Below are 20,828 nucleotides of genomic sequence, written 5' to 3' on the forward strand. Positions count from 1 at the left end.
TTTCTTCTAACGACTTCTATTCCGGGCTAAACAACGAATCAAGTGTTAATCCTTGCTGCTTAAGGGAGTCCCTCAGTTTTCGTAAAGCCTCAACCTGTATCTGCCTAACACGTTCACGCGTCAGCCCTATTTCATGGCCAACATCTTCCAGTGTTGACGGCTCATAACCCATAAGCCCAAAGCGACGAGCAAGTACTTCCCTTTGCTTAGGATTTAAAGACTGCAGCCACTCGGTAATGTTAATTTTCAGATTTTCATCCTGAAGAATGCCTTCCGGGCCGGTATCAGAATCATCCGTTAATATGTCTAGCAATGCTTTGTCGTTATCACCACCAATAGGCGTATCGACTGAACTTATTCGTTCATTCAAGCGCAGCATTTTGGTAATGTCACCGACCGGTTTATCCAGACTTTCTGCAATATCTTCAGCCGTTGGCTCATGATCCAGCTTATGCGCTAATTCCCGAGCAGCACGAAGATACACATTCAGCTCTTTAACTACATGAATTGGCAGACGGATGGTTCGCGTCTGATTCATAATAGCTCGCTCGATAGTTTGTCGTATCCACCATGTGGCATAAGTTGAAAAGCGAAAACCACGTTCAGGGTCGAATTTTTCGACTGCTCTGATAAGACCCAGGTTGCCTTCTTCAACTAAATCCAAAAGGGGTAAGCCCCGGTTAGAATAACGACGGGCAATTTTAACCACTAATCGTAAATTACTCTCTATCATTCGGCGGCGAGCTGCCTTGTCGCCTTTTAAGGCTCGGCGGGAATAAAAGACTTCCTCTTCAGCAGTCAATAAAGGAGAGAATCCTATTTCTCCTAAATAAAGCTGCGTTGCGTCCATCTTTTTTTGATAACTGGTGGATGATGACAATAACGCTTCTTCCAGCTCTTCTGCAGAACTGTCCGCGCTATCGACTAACGTTTCTTCGTTAACTTCACCATTAATTTCTGCATTGTCGACTGATTCTTCCTTTATGCGGCTCATAACAAGCTCCTGTTATACTGAACACCGTGTTACTACACACGTCGACTTCCCTATCTTGTTATTATTATTCCCACATTACTAGCGAGATCTTGGTAAGTAATGCCTCGGATTAACCGACTTACCACGGAAACGAACTTCAAAATGTAACTTCACTCGCGGACTGCCTGAATCTCCCATTCGGGCAATTGTCTCACCTACGTCCACCCATTCCTGTTCCTTTACGAGAATTTTATCGTTGTGGGCGTACGCAGTAATAAAATCATCGTTATGTTTCAATATGATTAAATTACCAAATCCGCGTAATGCATTTCCGACATAAACGACTTTTCCAGCTGCTGCAGCATTCACCGAATCGCCGCGCTCACCTGCAAAATCAATACCTTTATTACCCTGTTCCTGCAACGAAAAATCAGCTAAGACTTTTCCCGAGGAAGGCCAACGCCAGACAATTTTATCGTTACTGGGCAGATCAACTTCAGGCCTTTTAATCTGCTGCTTAGGCTGTCTCTTACGACGCTTATCGGTTTGTTTTGCAACTGTTTTTTTTGTGCTCGTTTTTTGACCATACTCTTTCTGTTCAGTATTAGCAACGGGCGTTTTTATATTATTTTGTGCGTTATTTGAGGTTTTATTATTCTGTTTAGCACTAGTCGTTCGCTGCGCCTTTCTGGCTGAGGTGGCCCCGTATTGCGGCTTACTCACCAGACTCAGTTTCTGTCCCGGATAAATAGTGTAAGGTTTTTGTAAATTATTAATTTGGGCAATATCCTGAACATCCATATTGGCTCTGAATGCGATTGAATAGAGGGTTTCGCCGCGTTGAACTTCATATTCTTTATCGTTCAATGAGTTTGGCTCAAAATCCCGGTAGGTTTTTCCGGTGTACAGTTCATCGACCGGTGCAGGTGCTGAACGACCGCTGCATGCCTGAAGCAGAGTAATGGCAAAAATCAATAATATTAATTGCTTGATTGCCCCGGACGATAAAACCATCATTACACCAATTGCGCTATTACGTACCCAATAATAACCAGTATTACCAGTGTCCAGCCAATACGGTCAACATATTCACGCAGTTTTACACCCATTTCAGGACCGCCGGTACGTAGTAACCATGCGACAAGATAGAAACGCATTCCACGGCTAATAGCGGATGCAATAACAAAAGGGAAAAAGGCTATCTGCATGACACCTGCAGTTACCGTAAATAGTTTATAAGGAATTGGTGAAAATCCGGCAATAAAGACTATCCATACGCCCCAGTCGGCGAACCAACCCTGTACGGTTAAGAGTTTGTCTTGATAACCGAGCGTTTCCACAGCAGGCAATACCAGTGACTCATAAGCCCAATAACCGAGGAAGTACCCCAGAATCCCCCCAGCTACTGAAGTAACGGTCGTTAAAAACGCCAGCCTCCAGGCTTTTTGGGGTTGAGTCATAGCCATTGGCGCCAGCATGACATCGGGAGGGATTGGAAAAATAACGGACTCAGCAAAACTTAATAAACCGAGGATGACATTCGCTCTGGGGTGTTGTGCCCAGGATAATACCTTATCGTACAATGCTGAGAACAACTTCAAATGACATCTCCCTTAACTAAAGGCACAAAACGAACATCGCCAATGCGCTGTTGCTCTAATGAGTCTCCAAAACGACGCATAACGACCAAACTTTGTGATTCATTCTGTTCACCAACCGGAATGATCATCACACCGCCATCCGCAAGTTGATCGACTAAATCCTGAGGGATATCGCTTGCCGCAGCCGTGACAATAATACCGTCAAACGGACCTTTACTGCGCCAGCCTTTCCAGCCATCACCGTGGCGCATAGACACATTATGCAAGTCAAGCTGACGCATACGTCGCTTCGCCTGATACTGCAAAGTAGCAATACGTTCGACGCTAAAGACCTTATCAACCAGCTGAGCCAGCACTGCCGTCTGATAACCCGAGCCTGTACCTATCTCCAGCACGTTTTTACAATGATGCTGCATTAACAACTGCGTCATTGTTGCCACCATTAACGGCTGCGAAATGGTTTGCCCGTTACCAATGGGCAACGCCGTATTTTCATAGGCTTTATGAGCTAATGACTCAGGCATAAAAAGGTGCCTCGGGGTATTAGCAATAACCCGCAGCACCTCTTTATTGGTAATACCCAGTTCTTCCAGTTGTTGAATCAGCCGCTTTACCCGCGACTGTCCATTACTAATCATCATTTTTGTTGTTCTAACCAGTCTGTCAGTGTGTCGGTATGTCGTTGAGCTGTCATGTCCAGACTTAACGGAGTTATAGATACATAACCTTCATGTATTGCTGTGAAATCGGTATTTGGCTCGTCACTTGCGTGGTGACCAATTGGGCCATACCAAAATATCTCACTGCCAAAAGGGTCGCGATCGTGGACCATAGTTTCTGCACGGTGCCGACGACCCAGTTTAGTTACCCGCGTACCTTTTAACTTATCGTAAGTCGTGTAAGGCACATTAATATTCAATACTGTGTCCAGGCGAAGCGGATCATTTTCCATGCTGGCAACAATCTCGGCGACAACACGTCCGGCAGTATCGTAGTAGTCGTGCCCTCGACCGCCCATCGACACTGCAATAGAAGGAAGCCCCATAAAGCGCCCTTCCATTGCCGCTGCAACAGTGCCGGAATACAGCACATCGTCACCCATATTGGGGCTGTCATTAATGCCGGAAACAACTAAATCCACGTCTTCCGCCATCGGTGAGTTCGTGCCCAAATGAACGCAGTCGGTCGGTGTGCCGTTAACTGAAAAGAAACCGTTATCCAGACGACGCACCCGCAATGGATTATGCAGTGTCAATGAATTACTTGCGCCACTGCAGTTACGATCCGGGGCGATGACTCTTACATCAGCGACTTCCTTTAACGCTAGATACAATGCCCGAATCCCCGGCGCATGAACGCCATCGTCGTTACTTAATAGAATTTTCATCATCTGGATTCACCACTTAAGTCCACAATTTCATTTAACACAGTCGTTGCATAGGCGCCTGAAGGCAGCGTAAAACGCAATTCAGCATCCTTGCCATGCCAGCTTAACTCTGGCTCTTTTACGCGCAATAGTATACTGCGTCGCGCCGCATCGACCCGTAGTTTTCTCAATGCTTCTAGCCAGTTTTTATAAGGCTCTAAAAAACTTGATTCAAACGCTTCTGCCTCATCTTTTACCAACGGTTTATTGGTCGTGCCAACCAGAGGTGCGGTTAAATAAATATCGTTAGTTGCAAAGCGTTGCCTGAGTTCATCGTCCCATTGTTCAACGGTAAAAACAGACCGAGAGCCTTTTAGCATGACACAATCACCCGCCAGTGTGCCTTCTGGCCCAAACTGACGCAGTCGTTCGGCCACAATCTGGTTGAATAAATAACTGCGCAGAGACGATAAATACAAGCTTCGTTTATTACGGCTAATTTGTGCAGGACGGTTTGCCATCAACCAGCGTTCAGCCTGTGCAACGTTGTCGCCGTTGCGACCAAAGCGTTGCTCACCAAAATAGTTTATAACACCCTTCTCAGTAACGCTCTTCCATAACGCTTCCAGCCGCTGCGCAGAGCTGACACCGCCAAGCCGAATCACAAATCGGTTACCGTCGTGAAAACCAGACTTTAGCTTTTTTGTTCTGCGAATGACTCGCTCGACGGACATTTCCTCGTCGTTCAACTCTTGCCAGTTCAGCGTTTCTTTACCCGGCAATTGAACTGAAAACCACTGCCAGGTTACCGCCTGACGGTCTTTTAATCCTGAATAGCTAACATTTTTTGCAGATACGCCAGAAAAACGCGCTATTTTCTCAGCACAAAAATTGGTGTTTGCACCTTCTTTTCTGACCCAAAGCCACTGATGTTCGCCTTCCCCGTCATCGGGTACATCCAATTGCTCAATTACCTGAAAGTCCTGCGGTGTTTGCTTAAACTCAGCCTCTGGCCGGTCGCCATGATTTAAACGCGTCAGCTCATCAAGTGTCACTTTTTGCGGAGCCAGCATTAAAGAGACTCCATCAGAACCACTGCATGGCAAGCTATACCTTCTTCACGCCCGACAAAGCCGAGCTTTTCAGTTGTTGTAGCTTTAACATTGACGTTATCAACACAAGTTTTTAAGCACTGAGCAATGCTGGCTCGCATATCGTCGATGTGCGGTGCCATTTTAGGTGCCTGAGCAACAATGGTTACGTCGATATTTCCCGTTCGGAATTCTTTCTCCTGACAAAGTTGAACGGCATGACTTAGCAGCTCAGCGCTGTCAGCACCCGCATACCGCTCATCGGTATCTGGGAAATGCTGTCCTATATCACCTAATGCAAGAGCCCCTAATACAGCGTCGGTTACTGCATGCAACACCACATCGCCATCAGAATGAGCCAACAATCCCTGATGATGTTCAACGTTAACACCACCCAAAATCAAAGGTTTATCAGAGCCCCAGCGGTGAACGTCATAACCATGACCAACACGGATTTTCATGAACCATTTTCCTTATTGTTGTCTTTGGCAAGCAACCAGTCACGAACACAGTCGAAATCTTCCCGGTGAGTCACTTTTAAATTGCGAATAGAACCCGTAATAAGCGCCGGCTGGAAACCACACCATTGCATTGCCGATGCTTCATCCGTTAACTGGGGATTTTGTGTGCCCATATGTTCAATGGCATGTTGCAGTTTCTCTGCACTAAAAACCTGAGGGGTTTGAGCCTGCCATAGGGCTTCGCGTTCAACGCTGGATTCAATGTGGACAGATCCCTTTCCTGACTCCGTTGAAATAAGTGAACGCTTTAATGAATCACGCACAGGGATAGCCAGAATAGCACCCTGAGGGTCAAATAAACCGGTATCGATAACACGCTTTAACGCAGGTTCAGGGAGACACGGGCGCGCTGCATCGTGAACCAGTACATGGGTTGCTCCCTGCGAAACCGCGGCCCGTACTCCGGCTAACACAGACTCAGCTCTACTACTTCCGCCTTTTAACCAGGCTACCGGTAATGACTGTCTCTTTTTAATATCATCTATGAACTCAGCATCGGGATCTGAAACAGCAACAAAAACCTTCTGTACGCGAGGATCCTGACAAACCGCGTCAATGCTATGCTCCAATAAGGTCTTTCCAGCGACGGTCAAAAACTGCTTAGGAACATCGGTTTGCATGCGGCTTCCGTTGCCGGCAGCCGGAATTACTGCCATCAATGCATTATTCACCTGACTCTCCACCTGATTATCCATCTGACGCTACGGGTTGCGGTCAGCAACAAGACGGAAGAAAACTTCATCCTTTTTAATCATCCCTAGTTCGTTGCGAGCACGTTCTTCCAGCGCATCCTCCCCTTCACGCAAATCTTCAATATCCGCGTAAATCAGTTGATTGCGCCGTTCCAGGTTTTCGTTCGTTGTTATCTGATTGCTGACTTCTTGCTGCAACCGCCAATAGTCAGGTAAGCTATTTTTCCCAAACCACAGACGATACTGTAACGCAATAAACAAGGCCAACAACACGACCAGAGTCACCCGCATACCCAGCTCCGTTGTTTTTCCTGTTATCATTATGAAGACTATTCGCGTGGCTGAAAAGCCGTTTTCAGAATTTACAGATAAAAGAGGTTAATTTGGAGTATTTTGCTGCTGCTTTGGTGTTCTTTTTTGCGGCCTTACTGCAGGGTATCAGCGGCTTTGGCTCTGGACTGCTCGCCGTGCCAATTCTTGCTCTTTGGTTCCCAATTAGCGTTCTTACTCCAGCGTTATCTGTTATTAATATTATTGTCGGCGGTTGGATCTACTGGAAAAACAAAGAAGCAGCGCGACCGTCGCAGTGGAAGTGGCTTATTCTGTCCGGCGTTATCGCCTCTTTAATTTCAGGCTCTTTGCTATTAACCGTTAATGAACAATTTATTAAACTCATTCTTGGGTTTGTCATACTTGCTGTCGCGCTTATCCTCGCCAGCGGTAAGCAACTGCCGACAGCTGAGCACGCTCCCGGGCACATTGCCGTAGGCACTGGCTCTGGGCTACTCAATGGTTTAATGACTTTAGGCGGACCGCCCATAGTATTATTTTTGGCCAATGCTCGTATCCCTAAACAGCAGTTCCGCGCCACCCTCAGCTTATTCTTTTGCTGTATTGCCATTGCGAATGTCGCAAACTTTTCGCGCCAATCGATTTACGCCGAACCGCATCTTTATCTCATTTTGACCCTACTACCTTGCGCCCTGATTGGCGCAAGTGTCGGCCATAGGCTTCAGCACCATGTTTCAGAGAGACGTTTTCGTCAGTTTACTCTCATACTTATGATACTTTCCGGCCTAAGCGTCGTAATACAAAGCATTAAATAGTCTTAGTACTCAAGCCACCGGCTCTGGTAAAGTCAAGATTATGCAAGACACTCTTTATACATTTTTTGATTTAGGTCAGTTTGCCCGGCTACCACTGACGGGGTCCCATCACTCTGGTTTGGTGGCGCTCTCCTACTGTGTCGCATTATTAGCTTCTTATACCGCCATTTTAACACTTGAGCGAGTGCAGCTTCATACGCGAAAGGCCTCCAGATACAGCTGGTTATTAGTCAGCTCAATTATTGCCGGCATAGGCGTCTGGAGCATGCATTTTATTGGTATGCTTGCCTTTGAGCTTAACTTACCAATGAACCATGGCGTAGGCTTAACCTTACTTTCCATCATTCCGGCAATAGTCGGTAGCTTTTTCGCTTTAAAAGGGCAAGTAGCTGCGCCATCGGTACGACAGACTTTATTCGGAGGAACTGTTTTAGGTGCCGGTATAGGACTCATGCATTATACGGGGATGGCCGCGATGATATTGCCAGCGTCGCTGCGTTACGATCCTTTATGGTTTCTGTTTTCTGTCGTTGTTGCTGTCTCGCTGGGCATAATTGCACTGCTTACCTACCGTCGTTACCGACATGCAGAAAATATGACGTTAAGCAACCGTCGAACGGTTCAAATTATCGTTGCGGCCATTATGGCATTGGCCATATCCGGGATGCACTATACCGCCATGATTGCCGCTAACTTTTATCCAACGGGCGAATCGGAAGCTCTGTTTACCGGCCATAGTAGCTGGCTTGCATACGGTGTGGGTATTGGCGCTGCTTTCAGTGCGTGTATGGCAATTGTTGCAACCCGAATTGATCACCGTCTTCAGCAACAGCAGAAATTAGCTCAAATGTCTGCCAAACAGCTTTATGAGGTCATCAGTGCAATTGATGATGGACTGCTGTTATTTGATGAGCGCAACCGCGTACTTCTCGCTAATGAAGCCTTTGCAAGGTTAACGGGTGACAACCTGGATAAAATTAAGGCTCAAAAGCTGGATATCGAACACTATCTCGAACACGCGAATGAGTTATTAGAATATATACAAAGTACATTGGACAGCGGTAAAGCCTGGCATGGCAAAGTCAAAGTAAAGGAGCGCTCGGGGGTTAGCTTCCCAGTACGTTTAAGCATTTCCGAAGTGCGTTATCAGGATCAAAAAGAACGTCACTTCGTTGCCACAGTAACAGATATCACCGCAGAGGTTGAGGCCAGCGAACGTATACGAAACCTAGCTTATAACGACGCATTAACCGGACTGGCAAACCGTCGCTCATTACTGGACCATCTGCACCAAGAGCTAACAGATTGTGAGAAAAGTGATGAAACCGGCGCCCTAATTCTTTGTGACATTGATAAGTTTAAAATACTTAATAATACTCTGGGCTCGGATATGGGCGACCTGTTACTGAAACGTGTGGCAGAAAGATTACAAAACTCCACCAAAAGTAACTCCTTTCTCGCTCGTTTAAGCGCTAACGAGTTTGCAATTGTTTTAACTGGAATAAGCAGTGGTAACCTTGCCAATGTAAAGCAACAATTATTAACCCGAATTTATCAGTTACAGGAACAACTCCAGCAACCTTATCAACTGAATAGTTATACTCACCTATGCTCTTTTAGCGCCGGAGCCTCGCTTTTCGAGGACAGTCAACTAAACGCAGAAACTTTAATGACACAGGCAGGGCTGGCGTTATCTCACTCTAAGCGCAAAGGCATTGGTGAGGTCTCACTTTTTCATCAAGAGCTTGCTGATGCCGTAACAAAGCGAGTGAAACTCGAAGAACAGTTGCGCCATGCCATTAAACAACAGGAGTTCGAGCTCTACCTGCAACCTCAGGTAAATTCCATTGAAGAGATAACCGGAGCAGAAGCACTTATCCGTTGGCCACAAAAGAACGGCAGCTTTATCTCTCCCGCCGACTTCATACCACTTGCGGAAGAAACGGGATTAATCATCCCTTTGGGTTATTGGATAACGGAACGAGCTTGTAGCATTTTGCAGCAATGGCAACAAGACCCGGTTAAATCCACTTTGCAGTTGTCAATCAATGTCAGCGCTAAGCAATTTCAACAGCCTGACTTTGTTGAGCAAGTAAAGGGATTAATCAAAGCATATGCAGTCAAAAAGCATCAACTGAAACTGGAATTAACGGAAAGTTTGCTCATGGATGATATTTCCGATATTACGAACAAGATACAGCAGCTAAAAGAGGTAGGCGTCGAGTTTGCACTGGATGACTTCGGAACCGGCTATTCTTCCCTTTCTTACCTTATGCAAATTCCGTTCGATACACTTAAAATTGACGTTTCTTTTGTTCGCAATATGTTAGACAGCGAAGAAAAAGCACAGATTGTTCATACCATCATTCAGTTAGGGGAAAGCCTGAAACTCAGCATCGTTGCTGAAGGCGTAGAAACTCAGCAACAGTTCGATTATTTATCGAGCTTGGGCTGTAGTAATTTTCAGGGGTATTTATTCAGTAAACCCCTGCCTGAAGCTGAGTTTTCTAAAAGCGATAACTCCTCTATTTAACGAAGTTGGCTGTCTTTACTTCCGCGTCGATTAAAGCTGCCTTCGCGTGAATCTTGCTTATCTTGCTCAGCCTGACAGTCGACACATAAACGAACACCGGCAATAGCTTCTCGCCGGGCCTGAGGAATGGGCTCACCACACTCTTCGCAATACTCCAGGCTCTTGCCATCCGATAATTGGCTTCTTACCCGTTTTACTTCGTCTTCTGTGCTTGCATCAATTTGTTCCTGCACCGCACCATCGTGTGACCAGCCACCGGCCATAATTAACTCCTCAAAACAAAATGGAGAACACAAACGAACTCTTAGTCTGATACATTAATTATAACGTAAAAACCACAAACACTTTAGTGACAGCCGAAGAAGGCCTTATGAAACTTATTTATACGCGCGAAAACAAACTATTGGTGGAAAACGCCCGTAACTTACTGCAAATGGAAGGTATTGAAACAGTAATGAAGAACGAGTTTTCCAGTGGCGCGGCGGGTGACCTGGCGCCACAAGACACCTGGCCTGAGCTTTGGCTAGTCGATGAGATACAACTGGACAAAGCCAAGGCATTGCTTGAGAAAATGGAAGAGCAGGCTGAAGGTGATGACTGGCGCTGCAATAACTGTCAGGAAGTTAACGGAGCCGCTTTTGAGGTCTGCTGGAGTTGTGGAAGCCCGGCTTAACTAACTAAAAGTAACTGAGGGATATCATAATATGCTGCTATGGATTCTTGGCTTTACGTTATTAGGCAGCTTAGGTGCTATCTTTTGCGCCGGCCTTTTTCTGACCTTCCCGCACAGTGTGCGTAAGTTATTAACGCCCAGCTTAATGAGTTTTGCCACCGGTACCCTGTTAGCTGCGGCTTTTCTTGGCATGATACCCGCCGCTTTAGAACTAGCTGACGGTTATCAGGTATCGGCCAGTGTACTGGCCGGTATTATTTTATTCTTCGTAGTAGAAAAGCTGATTCTCTGGCGCCACTGCCGCGACCGCGACTGCGACCCTCACGAACGTGCAGGCCCCTTAATTCTTATTGGCGACGCTGTACATAACTTTACCGACGGTGTGGTTATTGCCGCGGCTTTTCTCACCTCTGTACCGTTAGGCATTGCCACCGCAGTCGCAATCATAGCGCATGAAATACCGCAAGAAGTCAGCGACTTCGCTATTTTACTGGAGAGTGGCTTTGAACGGAAAAGAGCACTTTTACTGAATAGCTTGGCTTCATTAACAGCCATCCCCGGTGCTTTAATTGCTTATTTCTGGCTTGCCCAGGTCAGCGCCGCTGTTCCCTACGTATTAGCAATTTCCGCTTCAAGCTTTATTTATATTGCAGCAGCGGATCTTATCCCGACGCTGCAGCGACAACACAACCCTGCCTCATCGGTTCGGCAGTTTATTATGATAATCATTGGTATCGCAATTATCGGCTGGGTAAATACCCTGGCTTAATTTGAAAAAGGAGACATAAAACATGAACGGAAGTGAAACTTATACTATGGCTTATTGGGGTGTGCTCAGTGCGTTGGTTATTTTGCTGGTTCAATGGCTTATCGCCAGCGGTCAGAAAGCAAAACAACCCGGAGCTGTCCCCGGAAAAATTGATGACTCGCTCAGTCACTCATCCTTTGTATTCCGCGCTCATCGCACCTTAATGAACTCGCTGGAAAACTACCCATTGATGCTGGGAACGGTATTTCTTGCCTTTTTTATCGGCACCAGCGCGTTCTGGACTGGCTTGTTTATCTGGGTATTCGTCATTGCTCGTTTAATTCACATGATTCTCTACTACAAGATTGCCACCGAGAAAAACCCAAGCCCCCGTAGTTATTTCTTTATGATTGGCCTGGCAGCCAACGTCGCGTTACTGATTTTGTGCGGGATAACTCTCATCTAACTATTCTGCTAAATGGGCTGATTATACATCAGCCCATTCTCTTAGCAGGTTATGAAAAACTTTGGTCAGACGATCAAAGTTTTCAGATTTACCATTGGCATCAAACTCGGCTTTTAGGGATTGCTCCAGATCAAACAGTAGTTCTCTGTGGGAAGGCCGTTTTACTAAGCTCTGTACCCAACCTATCATCGCCAGCCTCTCCCCTTTTGTTACCGAATTAACCCGATGGAGGTAATGACTTGGATACATGAGAATATCACCCTGCCCCAGACGCCAGCTTCGCTCACCACTGGTATCCTCGATAACTAATTCTCCGCCTTCAAAGTCAGACAATGGTGATAAGCCCAAGGTAAAAGAAATATCCGTTCTCACGCCGTTCATTAACGAATCATCCATATGAGTACCGTAATACTCTCCCTGTTGATACCGGTTGATAGAAACCCTGGCAACCTGCTTAGGTCGCATTACTGATTGCACCAGGCTATTTTGCTGCAGCCTGTCCAGCAATACCTCCGTGGCTGCCTGCGATTTCTTGCCGGCTAGTTGTTGGTTGTTTTTCACATCCTTTGCCGCCCAACCAGCCGTGCTTTTACCGTCACTAAACTGACTGACATCCAGACCGGAAACAACGCTGCTTATGGTCTCTTTATCAATGGCATTACTGATTTGTAATATCATACTGCTGCATTTCCAACTTGCGAATAGTTATCATTTCTGCAAATATACAGAAGTTCACTCTTTTAAAAAAGCTTACTAAGGTTTATCTATGTTTGAAAAGAAAAAAGTCTGGTTAGGTGTTGGTAGTGTTCTTGCCACCACCGTAGCCGCGTCACAAGTATCAGCCACGGCGCTCACGCAACCCAGTGCGGCACCGACAATGTTTATGGCTGCCCCTATGGCAGAAGGCGAAATGGCGGCCCCGGAAATAGATCTAAACACGAATGACACCGCCTTTCTGGCGCAGCTTGGTTTTATTCGTGGTCACTTGTGGGTTGGCATGAAGCTTTATGAACAAGGCCACATTGAAATGGCCAAGACCCATATGAAACACCCCGGCGATGAGCTTTACAGTGGTCTGACTGAAGCCTTTGAAGCCCGTGGCTTACCGGGTTTCGCTGAACCTTTGAATACACTGGCAGAAAGCGTGATTAATGACCAGAGTAAAGACGTTGTTATGAATAATTACAACGAACTCCGGGATGCTATCAGCGCTAATGAGCCCATTGATAATATGTTGGCTAAAGATGTGATACTAAGCATTTCATCAATGTTAATGGTTGCCGCCGACGAGTACGCCGTTGGCATCCAAAACGGCGAGGTTGCAAACGTACACGAATATCAGGACGCCCTGGGCTTTAAAGAGATTGCGTTGGATCGTTTGAATCGCATTAACGATGCAGAAGCTCATAAAGCCCAGGATGCAATCAATGAAACTCGTCAAGTGATTAATAACCTGAATAACCTCTGGCCGACTACCACTCCGGAAGCCAAAGTTGATGGCGAACCCAGTAAAATTTATGGGGCTGCATCTCGTATTGAATTAGAAGCACGCAGTATTTAGTACCCCTTTCTTGGTTTTTGACCTACTCCCATTATACCCATAGGAGTAGGTCTTTCTTACCTCTTCATATCACTAGCTAAAACCCGCCACAGCGCTATTCTAGGGACATCTTAAGTCAGTCACTAAGGTGTCATTATGAGCATTCATTCTTTCGTTAAAGTATCACTCATTGCAGTGTCACTTGCCGGTCTATTTATAAGCCAGCCAGTCAGCGCCAGCGATGGCGAAAACGTCTATAAAAAATATTGCCAAGCCTGCCATCAGCCAAACGGTAAAGGTATGCAGGGCGTTTTTCCTCCGTTAGCTAACAATTCAAATCTTAAAGACAAACCAGCTTATATCGCTGAAACCATCATTAAAGGTAAGTCAGGTCCTATCACTGTCAACGGAACCAACTACAACGGCTCAATGCCGCCCATGGGTTATCTAAAAGACGCAGATATTGCAGCGTTAGTTAATTACATCAACACAGAACTGGTGCAAGGCAGCGAAGAAACAACTGCCGATGCGGTTAGCAGTTTACGTTAAATCTATTTATTAGTTGTTAAAGGAAATATCACTATGAAAACTCTAAGCTTATCCATTATCAGTGCGTCTCTGCTTGCCGCTATGGCTTCTGTATCAACTCCAGCTACTGCTGCCGATATGAAACTTAAGCACGACAGTGAGTATGTTATTGACGGTAAAATCTATGGCTTACCAGAAGCTAAGGTTTATCGTGAAGACTACAATGGCCCAGCCGTTGTGGGTGACTATCTCACTCAGGTTCCAAACATAGCGAAGCTTGACTATGAGGGTAACAAAACTCACGACGTACGCATGGACGTTTTTTCACAGAAAATTGAGGTTGCCCCTGGCGTCAGCTATTCAGCCTGGACATTCGGTGGCTCAGTACCAGGTCCTGTATTGCACGTACGTGAAGGCGACCGCGTCATTTTTAAAATGAAAAATCGGTCTGATGAAGAAGTAACTATTACAAAACCGGTCAAAAATGGTTCACCATTTTTCCAGCAAGTACAAGCGAACAATTATCAGAATAATCAGCCAGTGATTAATCCTATGCCACACTCTATGGATTTCCATAGCGGAACAGTAGCGGCGGAAGACAAGTGGCGTACCATTTCTCCGGGTGAAACTATTGAGTTTGAATGGATAGCCAACTACGCCGGTACTTACATGTACCACTGTGGTACTTCCAGTGTGCTTATGCACACAGCTATGGGCCAGTATGGTGCGGTTGTTGTATCGCCCAAAGACGGTTACCCAACTGATAAAGACGTTGATCACGAGTACGTTTTGGTGCAATCAGAGCACTATTTGGAAGAAGCGGCTGAAGGTAATTATATTTACAACCACGGCGCAGCGCTCGATCGTCAACCAAGCCACGTTACTTTTAATGGTCATGTTGCAGCTCTTAGCGACAACCCATTACGTGCAAACGAAGGTGACCGGGTACGCCTACATGTATTAAACGCAGGCCCGTCCGGCACATCAAGCTTCCACGTTATTGGAGCGATTTTTGACCGCGTGTGGTACGAAGGCGACCCGCGTAACGAGTGGTACGGAATGCAAACTGTTTTGCTGGGTGCCAGTAACAGTGCAACCATCGACTTTATTGTTCCGGAAGAAGGCATTTACAAACTGGTTGATCATGAATTTGCTGATGCAGAACGTGGTGCAGCTGGTGCGTTAATTGCCGGCCCTCGTAAAGAGAAATAAGGGGAAAGGTTATGGTTAAGTGGCTTGGAGTTGCAGGTGTTTTGTTTTCACCGTTAGTGCTCGCGGACCCAGTCCTGATTAACGGTGGTCCTTTCGAACCTCCGGTATTACTGGACAAAGAGCGCCTCAGCATTGAAATGGACAGTTTTATGCTGGATGCAACTCCGGTCACTAACCAAGCTTACCTGGAATTTGTACATGAGAACCCTCGTTGGCAACGAGATAACATCGCTGCCCTGTTCCACGATGGAAACTATCTGAAACACTGGAGTGGGAACACCGCTATTGCAGAGGATAGAGAAAACGAACCTGTGACTTATGTTTCCTGGTTTGCCGCACGAGAATACTGCGCCGCTCAAGGTGGTCGGTTGCCCAGTCTTAATGAGTGGGAATATGCTTCTGTGCTATATCGGCAACAGCAAAACATTAGTGACAATGACTACGCACGCAAACTGTTTGCCTGGTATAGCCAGCCACACACGAGTAAACAACAAACTGTTGATCCAAACGCAGACCAACTGATGCATATGCACGACCGCGTCAACGAATGGGTGAACGACTATCAATTATTATTAAGTAACGGCGATGATGTCGATTTGCTCTCCGGTTCTTGTGGCGACGGAGCGCGCTTTATGTCCAGTTTCACCAACGCCAATTACGCCACATTTTTCCGTTATCAGTCTCGCAGTGATTACGCTCCTCAAAGTGCAACCAGCACTATGGGATTCCGCTGCGCATACGACCTGGAGAACGACCATGAATAAATTCTTTCAACTTACTGCTCTGGCTTCATTGGTGTTCTCTGCGCAGTTAATGGCGCAAGATCATTCACACCACAATAAGCACGGTGACCATAGCAATCACACAACAATGAATGCGGCAGAAGTGTCTCACTCCCAGTCGGTATACCAAATTGATGCGTCCTGGAAGACACATCAAAAAAATGAGTTAAAACTGTCTGAGCTTGAAGGAACACCGGTAATTATTTCGATGATTTACGGCAGTTGCACCACCGCCTGCCCGGTGTTGGTTCATGACGTAAAACGCTTATACAGCAAGCTGGACGAAGATACCCAAAAGCACGTTAAGCTTGTTATGGTGAGCTTCGACACTAATCGCGATACACCCGAGGCACTAGCCGACTACGTTAAGCAATATAAGCTTAACAACGACAACTGGCTGTTTCTGAACGGTTCAGAGCAGGACATCAGAACACTTGCTACAGTACTTGGAGTGAGATATCGCCAACGTCCCGACGGTGATTTTGATCACAGCAATTTGATCACCATTCTCGATAAGCAAGGGGTTATTGCTGAGCGTATAGAGGGCTTAAGCCAGCCGATGGATAAGCCTGCAAAAGTTGTCACTAAACTGGTTAGATAATAACGGCGGTTGCATTCGCTCTAAGATTTTGTTCCACTAAAAAAGAATCTTGTCGGAGTGCCGGTTACTTTATTGAGTAAGTAGTCGGCTGAGACCGCAATTGCGGGATCCGTTGAACCTGATCAGGCTAATACCTGCGAAGGGAACAAGAGAGCACCAGCATGACACAACCGTCGTTTCTGCGCTGGTGTTCCTTTCAACACTCCTGACAAGCATCTCTAACATCAACAAAATGAGAGAATGCTATGTCAACTGCACCATCGAATAACCGTTTAAACCGCCAACAGGCTGAATCTTTTTTATCCTCACTTTCCGGGCATTATTACCCTAATTCCAGCCGTGAATTTCTGTCCGGCACTAACGATATCCAGGTGCCCTTTCGCCGCATTCATCTAAGCGAAACTTTGCACCAGCCCACGCCTGGCGTTAAGTTACCACCTAACGAACCGGTGGATGTGTATGATACCTCCAGTGTCTACGGTGACCCGGACGCTACAATTGACGTTAAAGCGGGTTTGAAAAAGGTTCGTGAGAACTGGATTCAGCAACGACACCGCGAGAGTCAACAAAACAATCACGGTATTACTCAACTGGCCTACGCCCGGCGTGGCATCGTTACTCCGGAGATGGAGTTCATTGCACTGCGCGAGAATATGGGTCGGGAGCATCTGGAAAACCCCATAACGCCCGAGTTTGTTCGCGATGAAGTTGCCAGTGGGCGCGCAATTATACCCGTTAATACCCATCATCCCGAATCAGAACCAATGATCATTGGACGCAACTTTTTAGTGAAAGTGAACGCCAATATCGGTAATTCCTCGGTCAGTTCGTCCATTGAAGAAGAAGTTGAGAAGCTGGTATGGGCCACGCGCTGGGGCGCTGATACCGTTATGGACTTATCGACCGGCCGTAATATTCACCAAACTCGGGAATGGATCTTACGCAACAGTCCAGTCCCTATTGGTACTGTCCCCATTTACCAGGCACTAGAGCGCGTCAATGGCATTGCCGAGGATCTGAACTGGCCAGTATTTAAAGACGTACTGCTGGAACAGGCTGAGCAAGGAGTCGACTACTTTACGATTCACGCCGGCGTACTGCACGACTTCATTAAACTGACCGCAAAGCGGGTTACCGGCATTGTTTCGCGCGGCGGTTCAATTATGGCGAAATGGTGTATGGCGCACCAGCAAGAGAGCTTTCTTTACCAGCACTTCCGGGATATCTGCAAAATTTGTGCGAAATATGACATATCACTGTCTTTAGGTGACGGCCTGCGCCCCGGATCAATAGCCGACGCTAACGATGAAGCTCAGTTCGCAGAACTTCGGGTACTCGGCGAGTTGACTCAAATAGCCTGGGAATACGATGTGCAGGTGATGATAGAAGGCCCAGGCCATGTGCCCATGCATAAAATTCAGGAAAATATGGATGAGCAGTTAAAGCATTGTCATGGCGCGCCGTTCTATACCTTAGGGCCGCTAACCACCGATATCGCCCCCGGTTACGACCATATTACTTCAGGTATTGGTGCTGCCATGATCGGCGCTTTTGGCTGTGCCATGCTCTGCTACGTAACACCGAAAGAACACTTAGGTCTGCCTAATAAAGAAGATGTTAAACAAGGGATGATCGCCTACAAGATAGCTGCTCATGCCGCCGATTTAGCCAAAGGTCACCCGGGTGCTCAGGCGCGGGATGACGCTATGTCAAAAGCCCGCTTTGAGTTTCGCTGGGAGGATCAGTTTAACCTGGCGTTGGATCCTGTAACTGCCCGCAGCTATCACGACGAAACGCTGCCGCAGGATTCGAACAAAACCGCGCAGTTTTGCTCCATGTGCGGTCCTAAGTTCTGCTCCATGAAAATTTCTCACGAGGTGCGTCAATACAATCCGGACACTCGCATTGATGTAAAAGTAAAAGATGCGGCGACCGAAGGAGCAGAATGATGTCGGTACCTGTCGTATGGACCATCGCAGGTTCCGACAGCGGCGGTGGCGCAGGCATTCAGGCGGACTTGCACACGTTCCGTAGTCTGAACGTGCATGGCTGCAGTGTCATAACCACAATTACCGCCCAAAACTCTGTTGAAACCACCGGGCTATTCCCTTTAGCTGCTGACGCCATTCGTCAGCAGTTGGAATGCCTGCAACAGGACATGCCGTCTGCTGCGATAAAAATTGGGTTGCTTAGTAATGTGCAACAGCTTCAGTGTGTGGCTGACTTTTTAAAGCAATGGCCTGATACCCTTCCCCGACCTTTCGTGGTTTGGGATCCGGTCGTTGTCAGCACTCAGCAGGATAGGCTGTCAGAGCTGCTCCCGGAACACTGTACGGAGTTGCTCCCACTGGTTGATATTATGACACCGAATTTGGATGAGCTCAGTTGGTTTAGCGGCGTAGAAGTTATTGATGAAAACTCAATGTGTCGCGCCGCCGAAAAACTCTTTCATGCGGGACTAACTCAGATCCTTATCACTGGTACTGAGTTTGGTCACTCCGATGAAATCTCTGACTATTACCTTAGCGCCGATGAGCATATTCAGTACATTCAGCAAAAGCTGGAAACAAAGCACAGCCACGGAACCGGTTGTACCTTGTCTTCTGCCATTGCCGCGGCACTAGCACATGACTATCCACTTGAGGATGCCATAACAGTCGCTAATGCCTATGTCCATCAGGGCCTGATTGAGGCGAAAGGTATAGGCCGCGGACCAGGCCTTGTTGCTCATACACACTGGCCACAGAAAATTAAACATTTTCCAAGGATTAAAACGCCGGAGTTGCCCTGCGTTGACCTCCAGTTTCCCAGGCTGGACAAGGAACCCGGACTGTATCCGGTAGTAGATTCTTATGAGTGGATAGAAAAGCTCTTAAAACTGGGCATTAAAACGCTTCAGCTGCGTATTAAAGACCCAGATGCTCCTCAGTTGGAAGCCGCTATTAAAAAAAGCATTCAGCTGGCGGAGCAATATTCAGCTCAGTTGTTTATTAATGACCACTGGCAACTCGCTATTAAGCACAGCGCTTATGGCGTGCATTTAGGTCAGGAAGACTTAACGGAAGCTAACCTTCACGCTATTCAGCAAGCGGGGTTGCGGCTGGGCATTTCCACTCACAGCTACACCGAGTTATTAATTGCTCAAGCGTACACGCCCTCTTACATCGCTCTGGGTCATATCTTTCCAACTCAGACCAAGGCTATGCCGTCTAACCCCCAAGGTCTGGAGCGACTGCGCCGCTATGTCGCATTACTAGCGCCAACTAACATACCGACAGTCGCTATTGGTGGCATTTCTTTAGATCGCGTAGCTGCCGTAAAAGCTACCGGAATTAACGGCATAGCGGTTGTTAGCGCGATTACTGCTGCGAACGACGTCGAGCAGGCTGTCCATCAGTTACTGACTGCGATGGACGCTGAAGCCGAAATTAAGGAAGAGAACGAGGCTGCCCATGCTGAGTAACGAACAACTTCTGCGCTACAGCAGTAACATACTGATGAAAGAAATAGGCGAAGTTGGACAACAGCGTTTGCTGAAAAGGCATGTGCTGATTATTGGATTGGGTGGTCTTGGTTGTCCTGCCAGCCAATATCTGGCGTCATCGGGCGTTGGGCAAATCACACTGGTCGATCATGACACCGTCAGCCTCAGCAACTTACAGCGGCAAACACTCTATTCCAGCGATGATATTGGCTTGTCCAAGGCGCGGCAAGCTGGTCATTCTTTGTCGCGGTTAAACCCGGACATTCGTATCACCGCTATTGAAGAAAAGGCCTATGAAGAAAACCTGGACGCGCTCGCCGAACAAGCCGATTTAGTCCTCGACTGCACCGACAATCGTGAGACCCGGTACCTGATCAACCAAAGCTGCTACCGCGTGAATACGCCGCTCATTTCTGCCGCGGCGCGCGGCTTTAACGGGCAACTTATTGCGCTTAACCCAGAGAATTCCCACGGCTGTTATCAGTGCCTTTATCCCGACGCTGTTACTGAGCCACTGAACTGCAGTAACGCGGGTATAGCCGCTCCTGTTGTGGGCATTATGGGATCCAGTCAGGCGCTACAGGCAATTAATTATTTTACCGGACATAAGCTTGCCTGGGGTTACCTGCACACCTTCAATGGACTATCACAAAACTGGCAACAACTCTATTTACCGCGGGCCGCTTCATGCCCTGTATGCGGAGGTCAAAATGCGCATTCAAATTAATGACAAAGATTTTGAGATCACTGAGAAAAGCAATTTATCGCAGCTATTGTCTGCTCAGAACGTAGATACCTCGGCCGTTGCCGTCGCTTTAAACGGACAAATTATACACCGGGAACAATGGCAACAAACCGAGCTTAAAAACAACGATACCATTACACTTGTTCAGGCCGTGGCCGGAGGTTAA

General features: G+C 47.0%; 25 protein-coding genes and 1 riboswitch. Of the genes, 14 read left to right on the forward strand and 11 right to left on the reverse strand.

What is annotated here, in order from left to right; translation table 11 throughout:
- Window positions 1-16 precede the first annotated feature (16 nt).
- From rpoS to ftsB, 9 genes are all read right to left on the reverse strand, one after another.
- The gene (gene rpoS / locus K5X84_RS06965) at window positions 17-994 is read right to left on the reverse strand and encodes an RNA polymerase sigma factor RpoS (RefSeq protein WP_054488010.1); all 978 of its coding nucleotides are present in this window, start codon (window positions 992-994) and stop codon (window positions 17-19) included.
- Between the two features lie 78 nt (window positions 995-1,072).
- Window positions 1,073-1,990, reverse strand: a complete 918-nt coding sequence (locus tag K5X84_RS06970) for a peptidoglycan DD-metalloendopeptidase family protein (RefSeq protein ID WP_054488012.1) — start codon at window positions 1,988-1,990, stop codon at window positions 1,073-1,075.
- Window positions 1,990-2,574, reverse strand: coding sequence for a YqaA family protein (locus K5X84_RS06975; protein WP_199494542.1), 585 nt, complete (start codon window positions 2,572-2,574; stop codon window positions 1,990-1,992). The genes K5X84_RS06970 and K5X84_RS06975 overlap by 1 nt, the downstream gene beginning before the upstream one ends.
- A complete protein-coding gene (locus K5X84_RS06980; RefSeq protein WP_404813262.1) occupies window positions 2,571-3,212 on the reverse strand; it encodes a protein-L-isoaspartate(D-aspartate) O-methyltransferase in 642 nt (213 codons plus the stop codon). The genes K5X84_RS06975 and K5X84_RS06980 overlap by 4 nt, the downstream gene beginning before the upstream one ends.
- Window positions 3,212-3,964 (reverse strand): 5'/3'-nucleotidase SurE, encoded by a 753-nt coding sequence (surE, locus tag K5X84_RS06985; RefSeq protein WP_199494543.1) that lies wholly within the window; start codon window positions 3,962-3,964, stop codon window positions 3,212-3,214. Before surE ends, K5X84_RS06980 begins: the two co-directional genes overlap by 1 nt.
- Window positions 3,961-5,013, reverse strand: a complete 1,053-nt coding sequence (truD, locus tag K5X84_RS06990; protein WP_222235422.1) for a tRNA pseudouridine(13) synthase TruD — start codon at window positions 5,011-5,013, stop codon at window positions 3,961-3,963. The genes surE and truD overlap by 4 nt, the downstream gene beginning before the upstream one ends.
- On the reverse strand, window positions 5,013-5,492 hold the full coding sequence (ispF, locus tag K5X84_RS06995; RefSeq protein WP_054488022.1) for a 2-C-methyl-D-erythritol 2,4-cyclodiphosphate synthase: 480 nt from the start codon (window positions 5,490-5,492) through the stop codon (window positions 5,013-5,015). Before ispF ends, truD begins: the two co-directional genes overlap by 1 nt.
- Window positions 5,489-6,247, reverse strand: coding sequence for a 2-C-methyl-D-erythritol 4-phosphate cytidylyltransferase (ispD, locus tag K5X84_RS07000; protein ID WP_199494545.1), 759 nt, complete (start codon window positions 6,245-6,247; stop codon window positions 5,489-5,491). The genes ispF and ispD overlap by 4 nt, the downstream gene beginning before the upstream one ends.
- A 6-nt stretch (window positions 6,248-6,253) precedes the next feature.
- The gene (gene ftsB / locus K5X84_RS07005; protein WP_222237003.1) at window positions 6,254-6,535 is read right to left on the reverse strand and encodes a cell division protein FtsB; all 282 of its coding nucleotides are present in this window, start codon (window positions 6,533-6,535) and stop codon (window positions 6,254-6,256) included.
- A 92-nt stretch (window positions 6,536-6,627) separates the two neighbouring features.
- Between ftsB and K5X84_RS07010 the strand changes: the two genes are divergently transcribed.
- On the forward strand, window positions 6,628-7,350 hold the full coding sequence (locus tag K5X84_RS07010; protein WP_199494546.1) for a sulfite exporter TauE/SafE family protein: 723 nt from the start codon (window positions 6,628-6,630) through the stop codon (window positions 7,348-7,350).
- Window positions 7,351-7,390: 40 nt separating this feature from the next.
- Complete coding sequence (locus tag K5X84_RS07015) at window positions 7,391-9,883, forward strand: bifunctional diguanylate cyclase/phosphodiesterase (protein WP_222235423.1); 2,493 nt, start codon at window positions 7,391-7,393, stop codon at window positions 9,881-9,883.
- Here K5X84_RS07015 and K5X84_RS07020 read toward each other — a convergent pair.
- Window positions 9,880-10,146: a DksA/TraR family C4-type zinc finger protein gene (locus tag K5X84_RS07020; protein WP_199494548.1), complete on the reverse strand. Its 267-nt coding sequence runs from the start codon at window positions 10,144-10,146 to the stop codon at window positions 9,880-9,882. The two genes, K5X84_RS07015 and K5X84_RS07020, sit on opposite strands and share 4 nt — an antisense overlap.
- Window positions 10,147-10,253: 107 nt before the next feature.
- On the opposite strand from K5X84_RS07020, the gene K5X84_RS07025 reads away from it, so the two are divergent.
- From K5X84_RS07025 to K5X84_RS07035, 3 genes are read left to right on the forward strand one after another with little or no spacing between them, the layout of a single operon-like run.
- Complete coding sequence (locus K5X84_RS07025) at window positions 10,254-10,556, forward strand: putative signal transducing protein (protein WP_222235424.1); 303 nt, start codon at window positions 10,254-10,256, stop codon at window positions 10,554-10,556.
- A gap of 31 nt (window positions 10,557-10,587) precedes the next feature.
- Window positions 10,588-11,325 carry a ZIP family metal transporter gene (locus K5X84_RS07030; RefSeq protein WP_199494549.1) on the forward strand — a complete coding sequence of 246 codons (738 nt, stop codon included), beginning with the start codon at window positions 10,588-10,590 and terminating at the stop codon, window positions 11,323-11,325.
- Window positions 11,326-11,347: 22 nt separating this feature from the next.
- Window positions 11,348-11,770, forward strand: coding sequence for an MAPEG family protein (locus K5X84_RS07035; protein WP_222235425.1), 423 nt, complete (start codon window positions 11,348-11,350; stop codon window positions 11,768-11,770).
- 21 nt (window positions 11,771-11,791) lie between these two features.
- On the opposite strand, the gene K5X84_RS07040 is transcribed toward K5X84_RS07035, so the two are convergent.
- Window positions 11,792-12,448 carry a Fe2+-dependent dioxygenase gene (locus K5X84_RS07040; protein WP_222235426.1) on the reverse strand — a complete coding sequence of 219 codons (657 nt, stop codon included), beginning with the start codon at window positions 12,446-12,448 and terminating at the stop codon, window positions 11,792-11,794.
- 88 nt (window positions 12,449-12,536) lie between these two features.
- Between K5X84_RS07040 and K5X84_RS07045 the strand changes: the two genes are divergently transcribed.
- The 9 genes from K5X84_RS07045 (at window position 12,537) to thiS (ending at window position 20,828) form a co-directional block, all read left to right on the forward strand.
- Window positions 12,537-13,331, forward strand: a complete 795-nt coding sequence (locus tag K5X84_RS07045) for a hypothetical protein (RefSeq protein WP_222235427.1) — start codon at window positions 12,537-12,539, stop codon at window positions 13,329-13,331.
- A gap of 135 nt (window positions 13,332-13,466) precedes the next feature.
- Window positions 13,467-13,859 carry a c-type cytochrome gene (locus K5X84_RS07050; RefSeq protein WP_199494939.1) on the forward strand — a complete coding sequence of 131 codons (393 nt, stop codon included), beginning with the start codon at window positions 13,467-13,469 and terminating at the stop codon, window positions 13,857-13,859.
- A 33-nt stretch (window positions 13,860-13,892) separates the two neighbouring features.
- The gene (locus K5X84_RS07055; protein ID WP_199494940.1) at window positions 13,893-15,050 is read left to right on the forward strand and encodes a multicopper oxidase domain-containing protein; all 1,158 of its coding nucleotides are present in this window, start codon (window positions 13,893-13,895) and stop codon (window positions 15,048-15,050) included.
- Between the two features lie 11 nt (window positions 15,051-15,061).
- A complete protein-coding gene (locus K5X84_RS07060; protein ID WP_199494941.1) occupies window positions 15,062-15,814 on the forward strand; it encodes a formylglycine-generating enzyme family protein in 753 nt (250 codons plus the stop codon).
- Window positions 15,807-16,433 (forward strand): SCO family protein, encoded by a 627-nt coding sequence (locus tag K5X84_RS07065; RefSeq protein ID WP_199494942.1) that lies wholly within the window; start codon window positions 15,807-15,809, stop codon window positions 16,431-16,433. Before K5X84_RS07060 ends, K5X84_RS07065 begins: the two co-directional genes overlap by 8 nt.
- Before the next feature lie 43 nt (window positions 16,434-16,476).
- Window positions 16,477-16,595, forward strand: a riboswitch (TPP riboswitch).
- A gap of 83 nt (window positions 16,596-16,678) precedes the next feature.
- Window positions 16,679-18,382 (forward strand): phosphomethylpyrimidine synthase ThiC, encoded by a 1,704-nt coding sequence (gene thiC / locus K5X84_RS07070; RefSeq protein ID WP_199494943.1) that lies wholly within the window; start codon window positions 16,679-16,681, stop codon window positions 18,380-18,382.
- A complete protein-coding gene (thiE, locus tag K5X84_RS07075; RefSeq protein ID WP_244994775.1) occupies window positions 18,379-19,896 on the forward strand; it encodes a thiamine phosphate synthase in 1,518 nt (505 codons plus the stop codon). Before thiC ends, thiE begins: the two co-directional genes overlap by 4 nt.
- Window positions 19,886-20,644, forward strand: coding sequence for a HesA/MoeB/ThiF family protein (locus K5X84_RS07080; protein ID WP_222235428.1), 759 nt, complete (start codon window positions 19,886-19,888; stop codon window positions 20,642-20,644). Before thiE ends, K5X84_RS07080 begins: the two co-directional genes overlap by 11 nt.
- The gene (gene thiS / locus K5X84_RS07085) at window positions 20,628-20,828 is read left to right on the forward strand and encodes a sulfur carrier protein ThiS (RefSeq protein WP_054488062.1); all 201 of its coding nucleotides are present in this window, start codon (window positions 20,628-20,630) and stop codon (window positions 20,826-20,828) included. The genes K5X84_RS07080 and thiS overlap by 17 nt, the downstream gene beginning before the upstream one ends.

The organism is Idiomarina abyssalis (assembly GCF_019797805.1).
In the GTDB taxonomy this organism is placed as follows: Bacteria; Pseudomonadota; Gammaproteobacteria; order Enterobacterales; family Alteromonadaceae; genus Idiomarina; species Idiomarina abyssalis.

Bases quoted from the DNA above. Each gene is read 5' to 3' on its own strand.
- rpoS (WP_054488010.1), bottom strand. From the start codon at position 994: ATGAGCCGCATAAAGGAAGAATCAGTCGACAATGCAGAAATTAATGGT.
- K5X84_RS06970 (WP_054488012.1), bottom strand. From the start codon at position 1,990: ATGATGGTTTTATCGTCCGGGGCAATCAAGCAATTAATATTATTGATT.
- K5X84_RS06980 (WP_404813262.1), bottom strand. From the start codon at position 3,212: ATGATTAGTAATGGACAGTCGCGGGTAAAGCGGCTGATTCAACAACTG.
- surE (WP_199494543.1), bottom strand. From the start codon at position 3,964: ATGATGAAAATTCTATTAAGTAACGACGATGGCGTTCATGCGCCGGGG.
- truD (WP_222235422.1), bottom strand. From the start codon at position 5,013: ATGCTGGCTCCGCAAAAAGTGACACTTGATGAGCTGACGCGTTTAAAT.
- ispF (WP_054488022.1), bottom strand. From the start codon at position 5,492: ATGAAAATCCGTGTTGGTCATGGTTATGACGTTCACCGCTGGGGCTCT.
- ispD (WP_199494545.1), bottom strand. From the start codon at position 6,247: ATGGATAATCAGGTGGAGAGTCAGGTGAATAATGCATTGATGGCAGTA.
- ftsB (WP_222237003.1), bottom strand. From the start codon at position 6,535: ATGCGGGTGACTCTGGTCGTGTTGTTGGCCTTGTTTATTGCGTTACAG.
- K5X84_RS07015 (WP_222235423.1), top strand. From the start codon at position 7,391: ATGCAAGACACTCTTTATACATTTTTTGATTTAGGTCAGTTTGCCCGG.
- K5X84_RS07020 (WP_199494548.1), bottom strand. From the start codon at position 10,146: ATGGCCGGTGGCTGGTCACACGATGGTGCGGTGCAGGAACAAATTGAT.
- K5X84_RS07025 (WP_222235424.1), top strand. From the start codon at position 10,254: ATGAAACTTATTTATACGCGCGAAAACAAACTATTGGTGGAAAACGCC.
- K5X84_RS07030 (WP_199494549.1), top strand. From the start codon at position 10,588: ATGCTGCTATGGATTCTTGGCTTTACGTTATTAGGCAGCTTAGGTGCT.
- K5X84_RS07035 (WP_222235425.1), top strand. From the start codon at position 11,348: ATGAACGGAAGTGAAACTTATACTATGGCTTATTGGGGTGTGCTCAGT.
- K5X84_RS07040 (WP_222235426.1), bottom strand. From the start codon at position 12,448: ATGATATTACAAATCAGTAATGCCATTGATAAAGAGACCATAAGCAGC.
- K5X84_RS07045 (WP_222235427.1), top strand. From the start codon at position 12,537: ATGTTTGAAAAGAAAAAAGTCTGGTTAGGTGTTGGTAGTGTTCTTGCC.
- K5X84_RS07050 (WP_199494939.1), top strand. From the start codon at position 13,467: ATGAGCATTCATTCTTTCGTTAAAGTATCACTCATTGCAGTGTCACTT.
- K5X84_RS07055 (WP_199494940.1), top strand. From the start codon at position 13,893: ATGAAAACTCTAAGCTTATCCATTATCAGTGCGTCTCTGCTTGCCGCT.
- K5X84_RS07060 (WP_199494941.1), top strand. From the start codon at position 15,062: ATGGTTAAGTGGCTTGGAGTTGCAGGTGTTTTGTTTTCACCGTTAGTG.
- K5X84_RS07065 (WP_199494942.1), top strand. From the start codon at position 15,807: ATGAATAAATTCTTTCAACTTACTGCTCTGGCTTCATTGGTGTTCTCT.
- thiC (WP_199494943.1), top strand. From the start codon at position 16,679: ATGTCAACTGCACCATCGAATAACCGTTTAAACCGCCAACAGGCTGAA.
- thiE (WP_244994775.1), top strand. From the start codon at position 18,379: ATGATGTCGGTACCTGTCGTATGGACCATCGCAGGTTCCGACAGCGGC.
- K5X84_RS07080 (WP_222235428.1), top strand. From the start codon at position 19,886: ATGCTGAGTAACGAACAACTTCTGCGCTACAGCAGTAACATACTGATG.
- thiS (WP_054488062.1), top strand. From the start codon at position 20,628: ATGCGCATTCAAATTAATGACAAAGATTTTGAGATCACTGAGAAAAGC.